At 61.4% G+C, this 19,104-nt stretch carries 18 protein-coding genes; 6 read left to right on the forward strand and 12 right to left on the reverse strand.

The annotated features are described in order from the left end of the window. Positions 1-101 precede the first annotated feature (101 nt). Together LG30_RS0120030 and LG30_RS0120035 are read right to left on the reverse strand one after the other, a co-directional pair. Positions 102-1,004, reverse strand: coding sequence for a nuclease-related domain-containing protein (locus LG30_RS0120030; RefSeq protein WP_033132455.1), 903 nt, complete (start codon positions 1,002-1,004; stop codon positions 102-104). A 182-nt stretch (positions 1,005-1,186) separates the two neighbouring features. Further along, the gene (locus LG30_RS0120035; protein WP_033132456.1) at positions 1,187-1,903 is read right to left on the reverse strand and encodes a metallophosphoesterase; all 717 of its coding nucleotides are present in this window, start codon (positions 1,901-1,903) and stop codon (positions 1,187-1,189) included. A 295-nt stretch (positions 1,904-2,198) separates the two neighbouring features. On the opposite strand from LG30_RS0120035, the gene LG30_RS0120040 reads away from it, so the two are divergent. The 3 genes from LG30_RS0120040 (at position 2,199) to LG30_RS0120050 (ending at position 6,512) form a co-directional block, all read left to right on the forward strand. After that, positions 2,199-2,924 carry a ferredoxin--NADP reductase gene (locus LG30_RS0120040; RefSeq protein ID WP_033132457.1) on the forward strand — a complete coding sequence of 242 codons (726 nt, stop codon included), beginning with the start codon at positions 2,199-2,201 and terminating at the stop codon, positions 2,922-2,924. A gap of 306 nt (positions 2,925-3,230) precedes the next feature. Then, positions 3,231-5,786, forward strand: coding sequence for a bifunctional lysylphosphatidylglycerol flippase/synthetase MprF (gene mprF, locus LG30_RS0120045; RefSeq protein WP_033132458.1), 2,556 nt, complete (start codon positions 3,231-3,233; stop codon positions 5,784-5,786). 9 nt (positions 5,787-5,795) lie between these two features. Further along, positions 5,796-6,512 (forward strand): AcvB/VirJ family lysyl-phosphatidylglycerol hydrolase, encoded by a 717-nt coding sequence (locus LG30_RS0120050; protein WP_033132459.1) that lies wholly within the window; start codon positions 5,796-5,798, stop codon positions 6,510-6,512. Between the two features lie 134 nt (positions 6,513-6,646). Here the strand turns inward: LG30_RS0120050 and LG30_RS0120055 are convergent, their stop codons facing one another. The 3 genes from LG30_RS0120055 to LG30_RS0120065 are packed head-to-tail and all read right to left on the reverse strand — an operon-like array spanning position 6,647 to position 9,456. Beyond that, complete coding sequence (locus LG30_RS0120055; RefSeq protein ID WP_033132460.1) at positions 6,647-7,417, reverse strand: ABC transporter substrate-binding protein; 771 nt, start codon at positions 7,415-7,417, stop codon at positions 6,647-6,649. Between the two features lie 45 nt (positions 7,418-7,462). Next, a complete protein-coding gene (locus LG30_RS0120060) occupies positions 7,463-8,296 on the reverse strand; it encodes a carbon-nitrogen hydrolase family protein (protein WP_033132461.1) in 834 nt (277 codons plus the stop codon). 8 nt (positions 8,297-8,304) lie between these two features. Next, complete coding sequence (locus LG30_RS0120065) at positions 8,305-9,456, reverse strand: methionine aminotransferase (protein ID WP_033132462.1); 1,152 nt, start codon at positions 9,454-9,456, stop codon at positions 8,305-8,307. Between the two features lie 116 nt (positions 9,457-9,572). Here LG30_RS0120065 and LG30_RS0120070 point away from each other — a divergent pair, with 116 nt between their 5' ends. Then, positions 9,573-10,463 (forward strand): LysR family transcriptional regulator, encoded by an 891-nt coding sequence (locus LG30_RS0120070; RefSeq protein WP_033132463.1) that lies wholly within the window; start codon positions 9,573-9,575, stop codon positions 10,461-10,463. 222 nt (positions 10,464-10,685) lie between these two features. Here the strand turns inward: LG30_RS0120070 and LG30_RS0120075 are convergent, their stop codons facing one another. After that, positions 10,686-11,306, reverse strand: a complete 621-nt coding sequence (locus LG30_RS0120075) for a bifunctional 4-hydroxy-2-oxoglutarate aldolase/2-dehydro-3-deoxy-phosphogluconate aldolase (protein WP_033132464.1) — start codon at positions 11,304-11,306, stop codon at positions 10,686-10,688. Positions 11,307-11,314: 8 nt separating this feature from the next. Then, positions 11,315-12,250 (reverse strand): 2-dehydro-3-deoxygluconokinase, encoded by a 936-nt coding sequence (kdgK, locus tag LG30_RS0120080; RefSeq protein WP_033132465.1) that lies wholly within the window; start codon positions 12,248-12,250, stop codon positions 11,315-11,317. Positions 12,251-12,564: 314 nt separating this feature from the next. Here kdgK and kdgR point away from each other — a divergent pair, with 314 nt between their 5' ends. Further along, a complete protein-coding gene (gene kdgR, locus LG30_RS0120085; protein WP_033132466.1) occupies positions 12,565-13,359 on the forward strand; it encodes a DNA-binding transcriptional regulator KdgR in 795 nt (264 codons plus the stop codon). 122 nt (positions 13,360-13,481) lie between these two features. Here kdgR and LG30_RS0120090 read toward each other — a convergent pair whose 3' ends face one another. The 3 genes from LG30_RS0120090 to kduI all read right to left on the reverse strand — a co-directional run bounded on the left by LG30_RS0120090 (position 13,482) and on the right by kduI (position 15,753). After that, complete coding sequence (locus LG30_RS0120090; protein ID WP_033132467.1) at positions 13,482-14,003, reverse strand: YgjV family protein; 522 nt, start codon at positions 14,001-14,003, stop codon at positions 13,482-13,484. Positions 14,004-14,069: 66 nt separating this feature from the next. Next, positions 14,070-14,831, reverse strand: coding sequence for a 2-dehydro-3-deoxy-D-gluconate 5-dehydrogenase KduD (gene kduD / locus LG30_RS0120095; RefSeq protein ID WP_033132468.1), 762 nt, complete (start codon positions 14,829-14,831; stop codon positions 14,070-14,072). A gap of 85 nt (positions 14,832-14,916) precedes the next feature. Beyond that, positions 14,917-15,753, reverse strand: a complete 837-nt coding sequence (gene kduI, locus LG30_RS0120100) for a 5-dehydro-4-deoxy-D-glucuronate isomerase (RefSeq protein ID WP_033132469.1) — start codon at positions 15,751-15,753, stop codon at positions 14,917-14,919. 243 nt (positions 15,754-15,996) lie between these two features. Between kduI and LG30_RS0120105 the strand changes: the two genes are divergently transcribed. After that, on the forward strand, positions 15,997-16,329 hold the full coding sequence (locus LG30_RS0120105; RefSeq protein WP_081966263.1) for a SemiSWEET transporter: 333 nt from the start codon (positions 15,997-15,999) through the stop codon (positions 16,327-16,329). A gap of 81 nt (positions 16,330-16,410) precedes the next feature. Here the strand turns inward: LG30_RS0120105 and LG30_RS0120110 are convergent, their stop codons facing one another. After that, positions 16,411-17,244 carry a sugar phosphate isomerase/epimerase family protein gene (locus LG30_RS0120110; protein WP_033132470.1) on the reverse strand — a complete coding sequence of 278 codons (834 nt, stop codon included), beginning with the start codon at positions 17,242-17,244 and terminating at the stop codon, positions 16,411-16,413. Positions 17,245-17,455: 211 nt separating this feature from the next. Next, positions 17,456-19,099: an alpha-glucoside-specific PTS transporter subunit IIBC gene (locus LG30_RS0120115; RefSeq protein ID WP_033132471.1), complete on the reverse strand. Its 1,644-nt coding sequence runs from the start codon at positions 19,097-19,099 to the stop codon at positions 17,456-17,458. Positions 19,100-19,104 lie beyond the last annotated feature (5 nt).

The raw sequence follows: 19,104 nt of genomic DNA on the forward strand, positions 1-19,104 counted from the left end.
CGGTGCCATGCACCGCAGTTGTCAGCATGGTAAACCATAGCGCCGGCAGATCGAAGCACGGGCGTCCCGCCTGCCGGTTTAATCGGCAGGCGGCCAATATGCTACTTGGCGATATCCCTCACTTTTTGCTCTACCTGATGAGCAATGGCCTGGATATGTGCCAGTTCCAGCATGCCGACGCGCAACTGTGGCAACACCTTGGGTAGTGCCGCCGCGCTCACGACATAGGGGGCCGTGGCCTTCTGGCATAACTCTATGTACCAGCCAGGCAGCACCAGGATACCGCCCACAGGCACATCGGTGCCCGTGGCGCTATTGAGCCAGTTACGCACCGAGGTGACATTGCGTCTGACCTGCTCCAGTGGCTCGGTTTCCACATGGTTCGGGAAGTGAAGCGCATTGTTCTCCACCCTGACCTTGAACTGCTTGGTGCCGTCATTGATGGGTTTGGAACGCCCCTTGGTTTCGACCACGAAGACGCCGTTGGGGGAGATGATCAGATGATCGATGTTGAAGCCATTGAACGGAATATCGTGATAGACCCGATAGGGGTGATCCTTTGGCCTGACCAGATATTCGAGTTCCTGACCGACTGCGAGCTCGCAGGCATAACCGAGTGTCAGATATTGAAGATGTCTGACGATTTTATAGATGCGGTAGGAGAAATAGCTGAGAGTGCCAGCCGCCATTACGCCGAACATTACTAGCTGGTTCGTCGATATCCGAGTGTCATCCAGGGTGTTTTGCAACAGCGGCATCAGGGCAAACATCAACAGCATCAATGGTGTCACTACCATGGTGCCGAACAGCTCAATCTTCTTGTCATCGATCTGCTCCTGCAGGCTATGGCCCGCCGGTCTGAGCAGATCCCTGGTCAGCGGGCTGGCGTGAGACCGCTTGTACCTTTTCATGATGGGCACCATGGCACCAATCAGTAGGAAGAAGGGGCCAAAAAAGAGCAGGACGACGGCCAGCGTCGATGTGACCACAGAGGGGAGTTCCATTCCATCTCCTTGCATCGTGATATAGAGCGGGATAATTGAAGATTAATCCCTGTGCGGCGGTCCCTTTTTCTCGCTCGAACAGAGGGTTGCAGAGAAAGGATAGTGGTCGTGAGGGTCGGCAGGTAACTCATATGGCTGTGGGAACCATATAGGGCACCACGCCTAGTCTTGAGGAGCTCTGCTTAGGGGGAGGGAGATAGGCTTACCGGTGTCAGGCTATGCAGATCGAGCAGGGTAAAGAAGCCCCCTGCATGGGGATACCAGCCGCCGGTGTCGATGTAGAACACATTGCCGAGGCGGGCCGGGGCGCTCAGCGGGGTGTGGCCCACTATCAGGGCGACCAGACCCTCGATGCCGCGCTCATCCATCAGCTCGATGCGGCGGCGTGACCAGAGGCAGACGTTCTTGATGGCCCGCAGCTGGCCGCCGGTGACTCCGCCGTCCAGCCTGTCCAGCAGCGTTTGCCAGGAGGGGAAGGGGCAGTCGGCATGGAGCAGCCCGACGGGGCCGGCCGGGGTGGCCACCTCGATGGCGATCGGCAGCATGCGATAACGGGCGGCAAAGCTGTCCTGCTCGGCCCGGCTCAGGCACTGAAACCAGCTGCCCCCGTTCTGGATCCAGTTCTCCCGGTCGCAGCTCTGGTGGCGGCAGACGTAGTCGTCGTGATTGCCGCAGACCGGGTGGAACCAGGGCTTATCCAGCCAGTCGAGGGCCTCTGCGCACTCGGGACCGCGATCGGTCAGATCGCCGACGGAGAAGAGGCGATCCCGGGCCTGATCAAAGCCGGCTCTATCCAACGCCCGTTGCAGCAGCGCGAAGTATCCGTGGATGTCGCCGACGGCCAGATCGCGCCCCCGCTCGTTGAGGGGGAAACGGCTGATCAATGCTCCCTCGCTCATCTCTGCACTCCTTTCTGCACTCTTTGTCTGGTCGCCTGGCGCCGTCCGTGCCCGATACCCCGTGGCCGGTACTGACGGTTGGACTGTGGATAAGTGCAGCATGGCACGACCCGCCTCGCCGGGGTAGAGGGCTGCTTGCACCTGTCCTGCGTCTCTCGGCGAGGGCGGCCCCGTCGCGCCTTATCGCCGTCGATTTTCCGGGAATATTTCGGTGTGCTATCCCATCCTAATGAAACACCGCCATCTGCTTCACACGCTGTATCACACAAGCGGTACCACACAAGGGAGTCCCATCATGGCCGAATACAGGGTTCGTCTGATCGCCCGCCAGCCACTTGCCGAAGGCACCCTGGCTTTTCACCTCGAAAAGCCCGCCGGGTTTGACCACAAACCGGGTCAGGCCCTGAATCTCACCCTGCCAGGGCATCATGAGAACCCCAGATCTCCCGATGCCCGCCACACCTTCTCCATCGTCACGGCTCCCCATGAGGATGAGCTGGTGGTCGCCACCCGCATGCGGGACAGTCCCTTCAAGCGCGCGCTCGGGGCTCTTCCCCTGGGCACAGAGCTGCAAATCAACGGCCCCTTCGGCTCGCTCACCCTGCACAAGAGCCTGGATCGCGCCGGGGTGCTCATCGCCGGTGGCATAGGGATCACTCCCTTCATGAGCATGCTGAGGCACGCGGCGGCGCAACAGACGCCCCAGGATCTGCTGCTGATCTACAGCAACCGGCGTCCCGAAGATGCTGCCTTCCTGGATGAGTTGCAGCGGCTCGAGCAACAGAACCCGAGATTTCGCCTGCTGGCGACCATGACGGACATGGCGCACTCGGCGCAGCCCTGGCAGGGGGAGACCCACAGGCTCGACGGCGCCTGGTTGTGGCAGGCCATCAGTGGGCTGACCAAGCCGGTCTGCTATGTGTCCGGTCCGCCCCCCATGGTCGAGGCCATCAGCGAGACGCTGAAGGCGACCGGATTGGACGAGGAGGATCTGCACAGCGAATCCTTCTACGGCTACTGATAGTTGGCTGCGACAAAAGGGTGCCCGGCAGCCTGGTCTGCCGGGCACCCTTTTATCTGTTCGTACAAAAGGTTACAGAAGAAGCATGGCGGCCAGGGGAGGCGCTGATGAATCATAGGGGGCTTGAGCGAGGCCGGCAGGCTGAATCGTCAGCCTTGTTCGGGGCCCGGCCGCCCTCTATGGCGGGCGGCGGAGTGGTCTGCCAAGGTGCGTTCTCATTTGGGTTGTATTTTTTTCACCCTGGACTGATTTTGCCAGTAGTCTCAACAGGGTGTCTCCATCATCTCTTCTCGCGACAGGAAGCTTATGCGGCGTCAGCTGTTGATCTGGATTGGCCCTCTGTGCAGCTTGCTGCTGCTGGGGGTGGCATTGACCGTGCTCTATCGTTTGACTCACCTCTGGCATTGGCACGACATCCGGCTGGCTGTCTGGTCCCAGCCGCTGCCACAGCTGGGGGGTGCCCTGCTGCTGACCCTGCTCAGCTACGCCTGCCTCTGTTGTTATGACCTGCTGGCGGTGCGCATGATAGGCAAGCCGCTGCCCTGGCAGCAGGTCGGGGTGACCTCCTTCATCGCCTACACCTTCTCCAATACCCTGGGGTTTGCGCTGCTGACCGGCTCCTCGGTGCGCTATCGCCTTTACTCTGCCCTCGGCCTCGGCACGGGGGAGGTGGCCCGCGTCATCCTGTTCTGCTCCATCACCTTCTTCCTCGGCCTGCTGGGGTGGGGCGGCGGCGCCCTGTTGCTGGGGCAGGCCACCAGCCTGCTGCCCGGCTGGCCGGACTGGGCCGGCTGGTCGTTGCAGGTGACAGGCGCCCTGGCGCTGCTGGCGGTGTTGGGCTATCTGCTCTGGCCCAAACCGGCGATCGCCTGGCGTGGACACGAGCTGATCCTGCCGTCTTTCAAGCTGCGGCTGCTGCAACTGCTGATCGCCCTGTTCGACTGGATGGCCGCCGCCGCCGTGCTCTTTGTGCTGTTGCCGACAGAGAGCGTGCCCTATTCGGTGTTGCTCAGCGCCTTCGTGCTCTCCAGCCTGCTCGGGGTGCTGGCCCATGTGCCGGGCGGGATAGGGGTGTTCGAGGCGAGCATGAGCCTGCTGCTGGCCCAGTATCTGCCGGTGGACAAGCTGCTGGCGGCCCTGCTGCTCTATCGCTGCGTCTATTATCTGTTGCCCTTCCTCTGCGCCCTGCTGCTGTTTACCGGCCAGGAGGCGCTGCAGCAGCGCGCGCGCTGGCACCGGCTGCAGGGGATCATGATCGCCAGCCGGGAGTTCGTGCCGGCCCTGATCAGCATGGGAACCTTCGCGGCCGGCAGCTTGCTGCTCTGCTCCGGCATGATCCCGACCATGCGGGAGCGGATAGAGACGTTTTTACAGGTGCTGCCGCTGCATCTGCTGGAACTGTCCCACGTGCTCGGCAGCGTCAGCGGTGTGCTGCTGATCCTGCTGGCGCACAGTCTCTACCGCCGCCACGACGGGGCCTTCCGGATCACCCAGTGGTTGCTGGCGCTCGGTATCCTCTTCTCCCTGTTCAAGGGATTTGACTGGGAATCTGCCCTGCTGCTGGGCGGCTTCTTGCTGATCATCAGCCCCTGCCGCTCGCTGTTCTATCGCAAGGGCTCCCTGCTGCACGCTCAGTTCACCCCGGCCTGGCTGATGTCGGTGGGGGCCGTGCTGCTGGGGGCCCTGTGGCTGCTGCTGTTCTCCTATCGCCATGTGGAATACGAACACGGGCTCTGGCTCCATTTTTCGCCCCACGGCCCAGGGGCTGCGTCTCGTGGCCTGCGGGCCATGGGGAGCGTGGTCGCCGTGCTGGCGGTGGTCGGGGTGGCGCAGTTGCTGGCCCCCTTGCGGGTCTTTGGCAACAAGCCGAGCAAGGAGGAGTTGGCCCGGGCGCAGGCGCTGGTGTTGCGGGAAGGGGGAGGCCACGGTTATCTGGCCCAACTGGGCGACAAGTCCCTGCTGTTTCATCCCGCCGGCGAGGCGTTTCTGATGTACGGGGTCGAGGGAAACTGCTGGATAGTGATGGGGGAGCCCATCGGCCAGGCCGCCCTCGTCGAGGAGTTGCTCTGGCAGTTTCGCGAGCTGTGCGATGAGCACGACGTCAACCCGGTGTTCTATCAGGTGTCGGCCCGCTATCTGCCGCTCTATCTGGATCTCGGCCTCATCCCGTTCAAGCTCGGCGAAGAAGCCATCGTCGGTCTGCGCGACTTCGATCTCGCCGGCAGTCGCCTGCGCAACCTGCGCCAGAGCCATGCCAAGGGCAAGCGGGAAGGGTTGTCGTTCGAGGTGGTGGAGGCCGGCCAGGTGGCCGCCCTGCTGCCCGAGTTGAAGGCCATCTCCGACACCTGGCTGCAGAGCAAGCAGGGCAAGGAGAAGGGCTTCTCGGTGGGCAGTTTCGAGCCGGATTACCTAACCCTGAGCCCGGCGGCTCTGGTGCGGCACTGCGGGCAGGTGGTCGGCTTTGCCAACCTCTGGGTCAGCGACAACAGGGAGAGCCTCTCCATCGATCTGATGCGCTACAGCATGGACACGGGGGCGGCGCCCATCATGGACTTCCTGTTCGTCGAGCTGCTGTTGTGGGGCAAGGCAGAGGGGTATGAGAGCTTCAATCTCGGCATGGCGCCCATGTCCGGTTTCAACGATCACCCCCTCGGCGGTTACTGGGCCCGGCTCGGCAACACCCTGTTCACCCGAGGCAGCCGCTTCTACAACTTCCAGGGCTTGCGGCGCTACAAGGAGAAGTTCTCCCCGCGCTGGGAGCCTCGCTATCTGCTCTGCACCAGTCGGCTGGCGTTGCCCAAGACCCTGACCCAGTTGATCTCCCTGATAAGCCGCGGCCCGTTCGGGCTAATGAAGAAATAGGAGTTGGCCATGAGAGCCTTGCTGTTGTTGCTGGTATGTCTTGCGTTTCCGCTGTTCGCCGCTCCCTCATCCAGCGGGGTGAAGGCGGATCTGGGGCTGGTGGAGTTGCCGGTGGCGCAAGCCTCGTCTGCCCCCATGGTGGTGTTTATGAGCGGGGATGGCGGCTGGGCCGCGCTGGACAAGGGGCTCAGCGCCGAGCTGCAGCGCCACGGCATGCCGGTGGTGGGCTGGAGTTCCCTCAGCTACTACTGGAAGAAGAAGACGCCTGAGCAGGCGAGCGCCGATCTGGTGCGGATCTTATCGGATTACCAGTCCCGCTGGGGGCGCCAGCGCTGGCTGCTGGTGGGCTTCTCCTTCGGTGCCGAGATAGTCCCCTTCGTCATCAATCGCCTGCCACAGGCCTATCGCAATAGCCTGGTGGGGGCCGTGATGCTCTCTCCTTCGACCGCATCGGACTTCGAGATCCACGTCAGCGACATGGTGGTGCACGACAAGGCGGGCAGCTATCCCACCCTGCCGGAGGTCAAGGCCATCAAGAGCCTGCCGCTGCTCTGTGTGCAGGGGGCGGACGACGACTCCCCGGTGAAGCTCTGTCCGCACCTGCAGCAGCCGAACGTCACCGTGGTGACCCTGCCGGGATCCCACCACTTCGACGACGACTACGGGGTGCTGTACCAAAGCATCGCCGATCGGTTGCCCTGGGCGGGGGATGAGCCGGATCACTGAGCCAGCCTGGACCATCGGGTAAGGGAAGTTGACTGGGCGGGCCATTTAGCTGTCAATAGAATAAAACAACGCCAGTCAATTGACTGGCGTTGTTTTATTCTGTGATACGTCGTCTGATAGCGAGTCAATCGGCCTTAGAGCAGGTCTTCCAGCTGATACTTCTTGAGCAGTTGATCGAAGGTGCCATCGGCCTTGACGCTGTCGATAGCGGCATCGAATTGACCCTTGAGTTTGGCGTCGTTCTTGCGCAGCGCCACCGCCACCCCTTCACCCAGGGTCTTGTCCTGAGTGCCGTTGAACTGGGGGCCGACGAAGGCGAACTGCTTGCCCATCTCCTTGTCGAGGAAACCCACTTTCAGCTGCACCATGTTGCCGAAGGTGTAATCGGCGCGGCCGGACTGCAGATCCAGCATGGGGGACTGGGCGTTGACGTAGCGCTTGATCTTGGCCACGTCACCGTAGCGGGCGGTGATGAAGTTGTCCTGAGGGGTCCCTTCCTGCACCGCTATCACCTTGCCCTTGAAGTGTGCCTGGTCGTCGGCAAAGGTGGCGGCCTTGTCGCTGCGGCCCACGAAGCGGTTCTGCATCATGTAATAGACCTGGCTGAAGTCCACCTTCTGGCGCCGCTCGTCGGTGATGTTCATGGAGGACATGATGGCGTCGTACTTGCGCACCTGCAGGCCCGGCAGCAGGGCATCCCAGGGCTGGTTGATCACCTCGCATTCGGTCTTCATGGCTGCGCACAGGGCGTAGGCCAGTTCGACCTCGAAGCCGCCGAGCTTGCCGCTGCTATCGACCATCTCGAAGGGGGGGTAGGTGGCATCGGTGGCGATCACCAGGGGTTTGGCGGCGGCCTGGCCGGCGGTGGCCAGGGCCACCAGCATCATGGCGGTGTTGAGTTTCATGGTCAGTCCCTTGCAGTTGTGGTGTCTGTGGCGTCATGCCGATGGTCATGAGTTGTGTCGGCTTGCGGTGCCGACGGGTATCTTGCGATGGTTGAGGGCCGGCAACTGGCTGCGCACGTTGCGCTGGGCCGCCAGATCCAGGGTGGCGATGGCCATGCCCTGGCCCTCTTCCACCCGTGCCAGCACTCGGCCCCAGGGATCGATGATCATGCTGTGGCCGAAGGTACGACGGCCACCCGGATGATGACCCCCCTGGGCGGAGGCCAGCACGAAGGCCAGGTTCTCCACCGCCCGGGCCCGCAGCAGCAGCTCCCAATGGGCCAAGCCCGTGGTATGGGTGAAGGCGGCGGGCAGGGCGATGAAGTCGGGAGCGGGATCGAGTCGAAACAGCTCGGGGAAGCGCAAGTCGTAACAGATCCCCAAACGCAGCAGGCCCCAGGGCAGGGGATGGCTCACCACCTGCCGGCCCGGGCTCATGGTCGCGGCCTCGTCATACTGCTCCTGCCCGTTGCAAAAGCCAAACAGGTGCAACTTGTCATAACGGCTGGCGAGTTGCCCTTGGGGATCGATGAGCAGGCTGCTGTTGTGCATCTTACCGGGCTCTTCGCTTGCGAGCGGCAATGTGCCCGCCAGGATCCAGAGCCCGAGCTCCCGGGCCAGCCCTTGCGCCCATGCCAGCAGGGGATGCGCTTCCACGGGGGCCGCCAGGGCGACCCGCGCCCGCTCATCGGCTGGCATCAGGTAGAAATACTCGGGCAACTGGGCAAACTCGGCCCCTTCGGCCGCGGCCTGGCGCAGCAGCCCCTCGGCCTGCGCCAGGTTATGGGCAAGATCATCGCCGGACACCATCTGCAAGACGGCAACGCGTACGCAATCCATGGAGCCTCCTAGACGCCGCACAGGCGCTCGGCGCCTGCCAGCAGGGTGTCATCGTCCTTGGAGAAGGAGAGGCGGATGACCCGCTGATCCGTGCCGTCGTGATAGAAGGCGGAGACGGGAATGGTGGCGACCCCGTGCTCGCGAATGAGCCGCTGCACGAACAGGCTGTCCGACTCGTCGCTGATCCGCTCGTAGCTGGCCAGCATGAAGAAGCTGCCGGCGGAGGGCAACAAAGTAAAGCGCGAATCTGCCAGGGCCGAGACCAGCAGATCCCGCTTGCGCTGATAGAAGGCCGCCAGCCCCTGATAGTGGGCCGGTTGCTGCAACAGGTGGGCGAAGCCGTACTGCATGGGGGTATCGGCGGCGAACATGGCGAACTGGTGCACCTTGCGGATCTCCTCCATCAGGGGGCGGGGGGCGACGCAGTAGCCCACTCGCCAGCCGGTGACGTGGAAGGTCTTGCCGAAGGAGAAGACGGCGACGGAACGCTCCACCAGCTCCGGATAGCGGATGACGCTCTGGTGCAGGGCGCCATCGAACACCACGTGTTCATACACCTCGTCCGAGAGGATGACGATGTCGGTGCCACGCACCAGGCGGGCGAGGCGTTCCTGATCCCCTGCCTGCCAGACGGTGCCGGTCGGGTTGTGGGGGGTGTTGAGCACTATCATGCGGGTGCGGGGCGTGATGCGGGCCGCCACCTCGTCCCAGGGGATGGCAAAGCTCGGTGCCTTGAGGGCGATCACCACAGGGGTGGCCCCCTGCAGCTGGATCATGGGGCGGTAGCTGTCAAACGCCGGCTCGAACATGATCACCTCGTCCCCGGGGTGCACCAGGGCCGTGATGGCGCAGAACAGGGCCTCGCTGGCGCTGGCGGTGATGGTGATCTCCTCGCCGACATCGTAATGATGGCCGTAGCTGGTGGCTATCTTGGTCGCCAGCTGTTCGCGCAGGGCGGGCAGCCCCGTCATGGGGGCATACTGGTTTTCGCCGGTCAGCATGGCCTCATGGGTGACCCGGATGAGATCAGGATCGCAGGGGAAGCTCGGGGCCCCCTGGGAGAGGTTGATGCTGGGATGGCGGTCGGCCAGATCCCCGATGACGCTGAAGATGGTGGTGCCCACCTGGGGCAGTTTGCTGAGAATGCGGGGGGAGGACATGGCGCCATCACCGATGTGTGTGTGAAAGATGTCCCTTTTTAGCCTCGCGGGCCCTTGCCGGACAACGGATTATTCGGCATGTTATGCATGAGTTTTTCTCAAGCATGGAGCCTTGAATGTTGACCAGCCAGCCCCGTAGCCACTTGCCCCTCTACGGCCTGCAGGTGTTCGAGTGTGCCGCCCGCCATCTGAGTTTCACCCTGGCGGCCGACGAGCTGTGCGTGAGTCAGGGGGCGGTGAGCAAGCAGATAGCCCAGCTGGAGGAGCGGCTCGGCCATCTGCTGTTCGTGCGCGGTACCCGTTGCCTGAGCCTGACCCCGGCCGCCGAGCGGCTGCTGCCCTTCATCGGGGAGGGACTGGCTCGCATGGGGGAGGGGGTCAGCGCCCTGCAAAGCCTGGCCCATGAGCAGGCCATCAGCATCAAGGTGCCCTCCTGCGCCAGTCGCTGGTTGCTGCGACGGTTGCAAGCGTTCGAAGGGGAGGTGGTCGAGGTGCGCGGCAGCCACAGCCACGGCATCGATTTTTCCCGTGAGCCCTTCGATCTCGCCATCGTCTATCAATCCACCCAGGCCAGATACCCCCACAGCCAGCCGCTGTTTCGGGAGCGCTTGACCCCCATCTGCGCCCCCGCCTTCGCGGCCAGGCATCGGCTGTTCGAGCGCTCCCTCGAGGAGCTGCCCCAGTTGCCGCTGCTCCATGCCAGCGCGGATCGGCGGGACTGGCGCAACTGGTTTGGCGCCTTCCTCGATACCTCCTGGCAGCCTCAGGGAGGCCAGCTGTTCGATACCCTGGACCTGGCGATGAATGCGGCCTTGCAGGGCTTTGGTCTCTCCCTCGGGGATCCCACCATAGTGGCGGAGGAGCTCGGCAGCGGCTTGCTGGTAGCACCCTTTGCCCCCGTGCTCAGCACGGAGCATGAGTATGCCCTGCTCGCCCGTCCCGACAGCCAGCGCCCCGGTGTGGCCCGGGTCTGCCACTGGTTGCAGGACAGCCCTCCACATCCCTGATCCCTCTCTTTACTGCTGGCAGGGACCACGCTGCATCAGATTATCGATAGGTGAGGCGTTGATTAATCCGTTTGGGGCCATCAGGCAAGATAGGGTATCGCCTATCCCTGTTAGCCGGTAGCGAGGGGATGGTTGAAGCGGGGAATATGGTTGAGCCCGGAGGGTAAAAGAGATCACGAGGTGATGATGACGGGCCCGACCAGGATCGGGCCCGTTGCATTATCAGAGGGCGGCCATGGCCTCGCGCACCAGGGCGCCTATCTTGTCCCACTCCTGCCGATCGATGAGATCGCCCGGCACCATCCAGGTGCCGCCACAGGCGAACACCGAGCCTTGGGCGAGATAGTCCTTCACATTGCTCGGGCTGACGCCGCCGGTCGGCATGAAGCGGACCGGGTAGACGGCGCTCATGGCCTTGAGCATGGGCAGGCCGCCGGAGGGCTCGGCCGGGAAGAATTTGAGGGTGCGAAGGCCCAGCTCCATCGCCTGCTCGACCAGGCTGGGGTTGTTGACCCCGGGGATCATCAGCACACCGCGCGCCTGGCAATACTGGACGATGCGCGGGTTGAGGCCGGGGCTCACGATGAAGTCCACACCGGCGTCGATGGCTTGATCCACCTGGGCCGTGGTGAGCACTGTGCCGGCCCCGATGATCATCTCGGGGAAGGCGGCGCGCATCTGACGAATGGCATCGGCGGCGGCAGGGGTACGGAAGGTGATCTCCGCGCTCGGCATGCCGTTGTCCATCAGGGCACGGCCCAGGGCCACGGCGTCATCGGCGTTCTTGATGGCGATGACGGGGATGATCTTCAGGGTCGACAGTTTTTCAAGCAATGCTGACATGGAATGTCTCACAGGGTAGGGGTAGTTGCTGGCATCGCCAGGTGAGGAATGATGGCCCCGCGATGCTGAATGACGGTGCTGGCCAGCAGGTGGGCATAGCGGGCCGCCTCGCTTGTCGAGGCCTTGGCCAGTCGCTTGGCGAGGTACCCGGCACTGAAGGAGTCGCCGGCTGCCGTGGTGTCGATCACCTGATCCTTCGCCAGTTGCACGGCCGGTATTTCGTCACGCTTATCGCTCTGTACGATGAGGCAGGGCTCGGCCCCGCGCTTGAGGACGATTTCACCGACGCCGAGTGCTCGGGTACGTGTCAGCGTCTGTTCAACCTGAGTGTCTCCCCACAAGGCAAATTCGTCGTCCAGGGTCAGGAAGGCGATGTCGGTCAGGGCCAGCATGGCGCTATAGATCTGTTGTGCAGCCTCTTTGCTTTCCCACAGCCCTGGTCGGAAGTTGTTGTCAAAGGCGATCTTCACCCCCTTGACCCGACACAAGGCCAGTTGCTGCAGCAGGTTGGCCCGATCGGCGGGGGGGAGGATGGCGAGGCTGATGCCGCTCAAGTAGAGCCAGTCAAAGCGCTGCAACTGCTGGCAGATAGACCCGGCGTCCTCTCCCTGCAACCAGTAGCGGGCCGCCGCATCGTTGCGCCAATAGTGGAAGGTACGCTCCCCCTGCTCGTCGGTTTCGATGAGATAGAGGCCGGGCAGTTTGTGCTCGAGACGCTGTACCAGCTCGATGTGTACCCCTTCCTGCTGCCACTGGGTCAGCATGGCGTCGCTCATGGTGTCGGTGCCGAGGGCAGTGACATAGGAGACGGCCAGCTCGGGGTTGGTACGCGTCAGGTAGATGGCGGTGTTGAGGGTGTCTCCTCCAAAATGACGCACTATGCCCGCCTTGCTCTCGGATAGTTCGATCATGCACTCGCCAATGATGGCAATCTTGGTCGGCATATGCCCTCCCGTGTTGATGACACCGTCATTATATTTAATGATTTATCATCATCAAATAAAATGAAACATTATTTCATAAATATGTGATGCGACCCGTTGATGGGTCTGGCCGTATGTTCTTGATGCCAGGGGGCACTGCATGGGCAGCCGTGCCGCTCGGTTGCAAGGGGAGTGGAGTCGGTCAGCCTGGTCTGTGACCCCATCTGCAATAGACGAGGGCGATGGTGTTGTCCCATCCCTGAAACGCACCCATGGCTATGATTGGGCTTGCGTTTCAAATACACTAAAACGATGGAGCTTATAAGGAGAACCCTATGTCAGTGGTAGATACCTCGCCAGATTCCGTTTCATCGGTCCTGAAAGTTTTCGGCATCCTGCAGGCGCTGGGCGAGCAGAAAGAGATCGGCGTGACCGAGTTGTCCCAGCGGATCATGATGTCCAAGAGCACCGTCTATCGCTTCCTGCAGACGATGAAGACGCTGGGCTACGTCAACCAGGAGGGGGAAACCGACAAATACACCCTGAGTCTGAAGTTGTTCGAACTCGGTGGCAAGGCGCTGGAGCATCAGGATCTGATCCAGATAGCGGATGTCGAGATGTACCAGCTGGGCAAGCTGACCAAGGAGACCCTGCATCTGGGGGCGCTCGACGAAGACAGCATCGTCTATCTGCACAAGATTGACTCCGAGTACAACCTGCGGATGTATTCGCGCATTGGTCGTCGCCGCCCTCTCTACAGTACCGGGCTTGGCAAGGTGATGATGGCCTGGTTGCCGGAAGAGGAAGTGCGCAGCATGCTGGCCAAGGTGACGTTCGAGCGCTTCACCGAGCACACCCTGAGCAATGTCGATGAAGTGCTGGCTGAACTGGTGCAGGTGCGTGAGCAAGGTTATGCCGAAGACAATGAAGAGATGGAGCCGGGCCTGCGCTGCTTCGCCGTGCCCATCTACAGCCGGATGGGGCGCATCATCGCGGGGCTCTCCCTGTCGCTGCCCCTGGTGCGCTTCAGTGAAGAGAACAAGGGTGAGCTGGTGGGCTTGTTGCATCAGGCCGCGGCTCGCATCTCGGCCGGGCTTGGTTTTCACGACTACCCTTTTACCCCGCGCTGAGGCTTCCAGGTTTTGTGGTAGTTCATAGTCATATCGGCTGATTTATCAGCACAATATATGGCCTGAGGCCGGTGAGCACGCTGTTTGATGACGGCAATGCCACCGGCTTTTTTATTGCTGATTTAGCTTAATTGTCGCGCTGCTGCACCTCGCGCCCGATGCAGGGTCAAGATGGTGCGGCCGTTGACGATCAAAAAACTGCCTTCCAGCAAGATCCCCCCCATCGACCCCGCCCAGAGGTTGTGCGTCAGCCAGCAGAGGGTGCTGCTCAGCATGCACAGGCGCAGCGCAAGACCTTCCAGCCGAAACAGGGCATAGGTGCTCAGGGTGGTCCCGATCAGGGTCAGCACCTGGATCGGGTGCGCCACCTGCGGCATGACCAGCAGCCAGGCCATCCCCAGGAAAAACAGCATCACCCCCAGGCCGCGATAGTAACCGGAGACCCAGGTCCTCACCGCACAGAGCAGGCAGTTGATGGCGGCGGCCGTGGCGCCAAGCAGCATGAAATGCAGGGCCATTAGCACGCCGTTGAGGGTCAGGTGCAGTCGCAGCTTCCCGTCCTGGCGTTGCAGGAAGGCGGTGACACCGATGGCGCAGGCCAGCAGGCCAAGCAGTTGGGCTAACCAGGGGGCATCGAGCAGCATGAGGCGGTTTCCGTGACGATAAATGATAAAAGGCGCCTGATGGCGCCTTTCTTATGGGAGGAGCTGTTAGCGGGCCAGCCAACCACCGTCGACGGCGATGGTGTAGCCGTTGATGTAGTCGGAAGCGGCGGAGGCCAGGAACACCACTGGGCCCATCATGTCATCCGGCACGCCCCAGCGACCGGCCGGGATCCGCTCCAGGATGGCGGCGTTGCGATCTTCATCGGCGCGCAGGGCAGTGGTGTTGTTGGTGGCCATGTAACCGGGGGCGATGGCGTTGACATTGATGCCCTGGCTGGCCCATTCGTTGGCCAGCAGACGGGTGATCCCCATGACGGCACTCTTGGAGGCGGTATAAGAGGGCACCCGGATCCCGCCCTGATAGGAGAGCATGGAGGCGATGTTGACTATCTTGCCGCCCTGGCCCTGGGCGATGAACTGTTTGGCGACCGCCTGGGACATGAAGAAGACACTCTTGATGTTGATGTTCATCACATCGTCCCAGTCTTTCTCACTGAAGTTGATGGCATCGTCGCGGCGGATGATGCCAGCGTTGTTGACCAGGACATCGACGCGACCGAACTGGGAGACCGCCTGATCCACCAGGGCGGGCAGGGTATCCACCTTGCTGACATCGGCCTTGAGGCTCAGGAATTGGCGACCGAGCGCTTCAACTTTGGCGATGGTCTCTGTGGGCTCGACGATGTTGATGCCCACGATGTCACAGCCGGCTTCGGCCAGACCCAGTGCCATGCCTTGGCCCAGGCCGGTGTCACAACCGGTCACGATGGCAACCTTACCCTTCAAGTCGAATGCGTTGAGAATCATCTTGTTTCCTCTGCTGCCACCCGAAGTGGCAGATGTAAATGGGGGAAAATACGGGCAGTGCAGACTGCCCGGCACAGAATGGGAATTAGCGCAGATCCTTGACGGCCACATGATCCATGTCGCCGAACACCTGGTTCTCACCGACCATGCCCCAGATGAAGGTGTAGGCCTGGGTACCGACACCGGCGTGGATAGACCAACTCGGGGAGATGACGGCTTGCTCGTTGTGAACCAGCAGATGACGGGTCTCGTCCGGCTTGCCCATCATGTGGAACACGGCGGCATCGTCTTTCATGTTGAAGTAGAAGTAGACCTCCATGCGACGCTCGTGGGTGTGGCAGGGCATGGTGTTCCACAGGCTGCCTTCCTCCAGTTGGGTCATGCCCATCACCAGCTGGCAGGTCGGCAGCACGTCCGGCACCAGGTACTTGTAGATGGTGCGGCGGTTGCTGGTGGCGGCATCGCCGAGGGTGCTCGGAGACGCCTGCGCCTGGGTGACCTTGCGGGTCGGGAAGCTCACGTGGGCCGGGGCGCTGTTGTAGTAGAACTTGGCGGGTTGCGAGGCATCGATGCTGGCGAAGCTCAGCTCACGGGCACCTTGTCCCACATAGAGCGCCTCGGCGTTGCCGATCTCGAAGGGGGTGCCATCGATCATCACCACACCGGGGCCGCCGATGTTGATGAGACCGAGCTCGCGGCGCTCGAGGAAGTAGCTGACACCGAAAGTCTTGCCCAGCGCATCCGAAAAACCGAGGGTGCCGCGCACCGGCATGATGCCACCGAACACGATGCGGTCGATGTGGCTGTAGGTCATGGTCAGCCGATCGGCACAGAAGATCTCTTCCACCAGGAATTCACGGCGCAGGCCCTGAGTGTCCAGCTGTTTGGCATGATCGCTGTGAATGCTTTGACGAATTTGCATGGTTAACCTCAATGAGCGTCCGCACGTGTTGGCAGGCGCGTTGTCTGTAATGGAAACAATCCTATCAAAGAAAAATAAAAATCAAAACAGCGTTTTGTATTTTTGTTTTTGTGAGATTAAAATATGCATCACGGTGTGCCCAGGGTGGTTCGCCGTCGCTTGTCCCTGGTGGCTATTGTCCGACGGGGAGCTCAGGCGCCACAGGACGTTTATTGCCAATCTCACTCAACAACGGGTTTACAAATGAAGACGTGTGTTACCTCCAATCGACTGATCTTGCTGGCCGGCGTGGCCACGCTGAGCCTGGTATTGTTTGCCTTTGATACCGCTTCTCTCGGGCTCTGTGCGGCATTTCTGACCACGGGATCCTTCTCGCTGCAGGTGTTCGATATCCTCAAGACGCGGGAAACCAAGGCTATTTCCACCAAGATGTACCTGGTATTCATCAGTGGATTGGCGCTGTGGCTGACCTATGGTCTGAAGTCGGGCGACACGCCCCTGATCATGGCCAATGGCATCACCCTGCTGCTGGCCAGTGCCGTGATGTTGCTGAAATGGCGCAATGAGCGGGTCTGAGCCGGGGAAGGTTTCCTCTTTCCCCATCAGCGGCGCCTCGGGCGCCGCTTCTTTTTTCAGGCTTTCGAGCTGATTTGCGACTCAGCGACTCAGCTCACGTAAATAGGCCACACTCTCCTGCAGCTCGTCACCCGTCAGCTCCTCGACGATGATCGGGATATGACTCAGTTTGAAGCTGTCCAGCATGGCCAATACCTCCGCATAATCGATCAGGCCCTTGTCCAGGCCCACCGATACCTTGTCACGCCCTCGCAAGATGAAGTTCTTGAAATGGAACAACTGTATCCGCTCGCCGTGGGTGTGCAAAAAGCCCTTGAGGAGGGTGCGCCAGTCGGCGGCATTGTCGGCATCCAGCAGGTTGGCAAGGTCGAGGGTGACCGAGAAACGATCTCCCAGCCGATGGTTGAGTCGCGCCAGGCTATCGGCATCGTGGATGACGTGATCCCGCACGGCTTCCACCAGAAAGTCGCGACTCGCTTGCTCCAGATCGGGCTTGAGCTGCGCCAATGTCTGTTCCGCCTTGTTGAAGGCGGCAAGGCTGTGGTTGTCCGGGTGGAAGGTCCACTCATCATCGTTCAGAGAGCCGGTTTCACTGCCGATCAGCCTGATGCCACAACGCGTTCCCAAGTCAATGTTGAAGCGAGCCCGCTCCAGCTCACAAGCCAGAAAAGCGGCGTTCGAATGAACGGGATTGAAGTAGCTGGCCAGCAGGAAGATGGGCAGGCCAGCCTGCTGGAGATGCTGGATATGGGCGGCCAGAGTGTCGAGATCGCGGGCCTGATAGGCCTCTGGCCAGCTCTTGTGGATAGCCAGTTGCAGGCCGTCAATACCCGCCTCACGGGCTTGCACCACCAGTTCTTCCGGGGTTTGCCCCCTGAAGTCATGAGCGCGGGCACCTATCTTCAATGTGTGCATAAATACTCCTTGGGGAGCCAGGAGAAGCGAATGGCAACCGCACTGTCGGCGGCCTCTCACTGCCTGGAATAGAACGTCATTGTTCACCCCTGCCACGAGGTCAAGCCACCGGGACCGGGGTTCAAAAGATCTGTGTATCCTTCTGACGCAAGCGGCCATGCCACCCCGACAAGGGATTGGCATGGCCATTCTTTGGTTTGTCAGGTCAATATCAGGCTGCCGGCAACGGGGTTTCCTGTGCCGACAGTGCGGCCCGTTCCTTGTTGACCTCTTGCTCGAAATACTCGCGAACCAGAGGCGCTGACAGGCCGACCACTACCTGCAAGTTCTTGCCCGTGCGCATCACCCCAAGGGCGCCAGCCTGCTTGAGGGCCTTGTCATCCTGCACCAGGGCCTGATCCTTCACGACCAGGCGCAGACGGGTCTGACAGTTGCCTATGGTGTCGATGTTGGTGCAGCCACCTACGCTGCGCAGGATGGCGGCGGCCCTGAGGCGATCCGGTTCCTGGCCAGCCACACCCTTGCCAGCCTGTTTGTCGCGGTAATCCTGTTTGGAGTAGAGGCGTACGTCATCTTCCTCTTCATCATCGCCACGTCCCGGGGTCAGGAAGTTGAACTTCAGGATGAGGTAGCGGAACACGAAGAAGTTGAGGGCGGCAAAGCCCAAGCCCAAGGCCAGGTGGATCCAGATCAGGTGCGCGTGGTTCTTCGCATAGAAGACCCAGTTGAACAGGATGATGTCGTTCAGACCACCGCCCATGAAGCCGACGACACCGGACAGATAGAGCGCCACGCACAGGGTCGCGCCGATGAGGGCGTTGACCAGGTAGAGCACGGGGGCCACGAAGAGGTAGGTAAACTCGATGGGTTCGGTGATACCGACGGCCATGGCGGTGATGATGGCCGGGATCACCAGGGCGGCGATCTTGCGTTTCATCTTCTTCTTGGCGGTGGCATAGATGGCCAAACCGGCGCCCAGGGAGCAGAACACGCTGATGTTGCCGTACAGGGAGTAACCGGCAGCCGGGAACTGTTCAACCAGAGGCACGGTGGAGGCCGCATAGGTGGAGACGTTCTCGATCCAGTGGGTGTAGAGGCCACCGTCGACCACGGCCGGGCCGAAGAAGAAGGGGAAGTAGACGAAACGGTGCAGACCGGTCGGCACCAGGATCCGTTCCACGAAGGCGAGCATCCACATACCGAAGGCATCGGCTTCGACATAGAAGCCCTGCATGGCATTGATCCCGACCTGTACCTTCGGCCACATCAGGCAGGTCAGATACGCCATGGGCAGCATGGTGCAGAAGGCGATGATGAACACCAGACTCATGCCCTGGAAGATGGAGAGGTAGTCAGGCAATCTCTTCTCGAAGAAGCGATTGTGGATCCAGGTCACCACGCCACCGATGATGAGGGAGAAGATGATGCTGGTATCCAGCGTCTTGACTCCCCCCACCAGTGCCAGGCCGCTTGAGCCACCGACTTCCTGATTGAAATCGACCCCAAACTCGGGCCCCCAGAAGGTGAGCATGCTGTTGGTGAAGTAGTTGTATGCCATGTAGGCAAAGAAGGCGACCAGAGCGGCGCGCCCTTGTGCCGATTTTGCCAGACCCACCGGCAATGCCATGCAGAACAGCAGCGGGAAGTTCTTGAAGATGGTCCAACCGCCGGACTTGATGACGGTCATCACCTTGAAGAAGTTGGAGTCGGGATGGGCCAGATCGCCCATGATATCGGGCATGGTGAGCAAGCCGGTGAAGGCGAGCAACAAGCCGGTGAAGGGCAGGAAGGCGATGGGGACCGCCATGGCACCGCCAAAAGTCTGGAAGGCCCCCATAAAGTTCCGTTTGGACATTGATT

Origin of the sequence: Aeromonas aquatica (assembly GCF_000764655.1) — a bacterium.
Taxonomy (GTDB): Bacteria; Pseudomonadota; Gammaproteobacteria; order Enterobacterales; family Aeromonadaceae; genus Aeromonas; species Aeromonas aquatica.

Bases quoted from the DNA above. Each gene is read 5' to 3' on its own strand.
- LG30_RS0120030 (WP_033132455.1), bottom strand. From the start codon at position 1,004: ATGGAACTCCCCTCTGTGGTCACATCGACGCTGGCCGTCGTCCTGCTC.
- LG30_RS0120035 (WP_033132456.1), bottom strand. From the start codon at position 1,903: ATGAGCGAGGGAGCATTGATCAGCCGTTTCCCCCTCAACGAGCGGGGG.
- LG30_RS0120040 (WP_033132457.1), top strand. From the start codon at position 2,199: ATGGCCGAATACAGGGTTCGTCTGATCGCCCGCCAGCCACTTGCCGAA.
- mprF (WP_033132458.1), top strand. From the start codon at position 3,231: ATGCGGCGTCAGCTGTTGATCTGGATTGGCCCTCTGTGCAGCTTGCTG.
- LG30_RS0120050 (WP_033132459.1), top strand. From the start codon at position 5,796: ATGAGAGCCTTGCTGTTGTTGCTGGTATGTCTTGCGTTTCCGCTGTTC.
- LG30_RS0120055 (WP_033132460.1), bottom strand. From the start codon at position 7,417: ATGAAACTCAACACCGCCATGATGCTGGTGGCCCTGGCCACCGCCGGC.
- LG30_RS0120060 (WP_033132461.1), bottom strand. From the start codon at position 8,296: ATGGATTGCGTACGCGTTGCCGTCTTGCAGATGGTGTCCGGCGATGAT.
- LG30_RS0120065 (WP_033132462.1), bottom strand. From the start codon at position 9,456: ATGTCCTCCCCCCGCATTCTCAGCAAACTGCCCCAGGTGGGCACCACC.
- LG30_RS0120070 (WP_033132463.1), top strand. From the start codon at position 9,573: ATGTTGACCAGCCAGCCCCGTAGCCACTTGCCCCTCTACGGCCTGCAG.
- LG30_RS0120075 (WP_033132464.1), bottom strand. From the start codon at position 11,306: ATGTCAGCATTGCTTGAAAAACTGTCGACCCTGAAGATCATCCCCGTC.
- kdgK (WP_033132465.1), bottom strand. From the start codon at position 12,250: ATGCCGACCAAGATTGCCATCATTGGCGAGTGCATGATCGAACTATCC.
- kdgR (WP_033132466.1), top strand. From the start codon at position 12,565: ATGTCAGTGGTAGATACCTCGCCAGATTCCGTTTCATCGGTCCTGAAA.
- LG30_RS0120090 (WP_033132467.1), bottom strand. From the start codon at position 14,003: ATGCTGCTCGATGCCCCCTGGTTAGCCCAACTGCTTGGCCTGCTGGCC.
- kduD (WP_033132468.1), bottom strand. From the start codon at position 14,831: ATGATTCTCAACGCATTCGACTTGAAGGGTAAGGTTGCCATCGTGACC.
- kduI (WP_033132469.1), bottom strand. From the start codon at position 15,753: ATGCAAATTCGTCAAAGCATTCACAGCGATCATGCCAAACAGCTGGAC.
- LG30_RS0120105 (WP_081966263.1), top strand. From the start codon at position 15,997: ATGAAGACGTGTGTTACCTCCAATCGACTGATCTTGCTGGCCGGCGTG.
- LG30_RS0120110 (WP_033132470.1), bottom strand. From the start codon at position 17,244: ATGCACACATTGAAGATAGGTGCCCGCGCTCATGACTTCAGGGGGCAA.
- LG30_RS0120115 (WP_033132471.1), bottom strand. From the start codon at position 19,099: ATGTCCAAACGGAACTTTATGGGGGCCTTCCAGACTTTTGGCGGTGCC.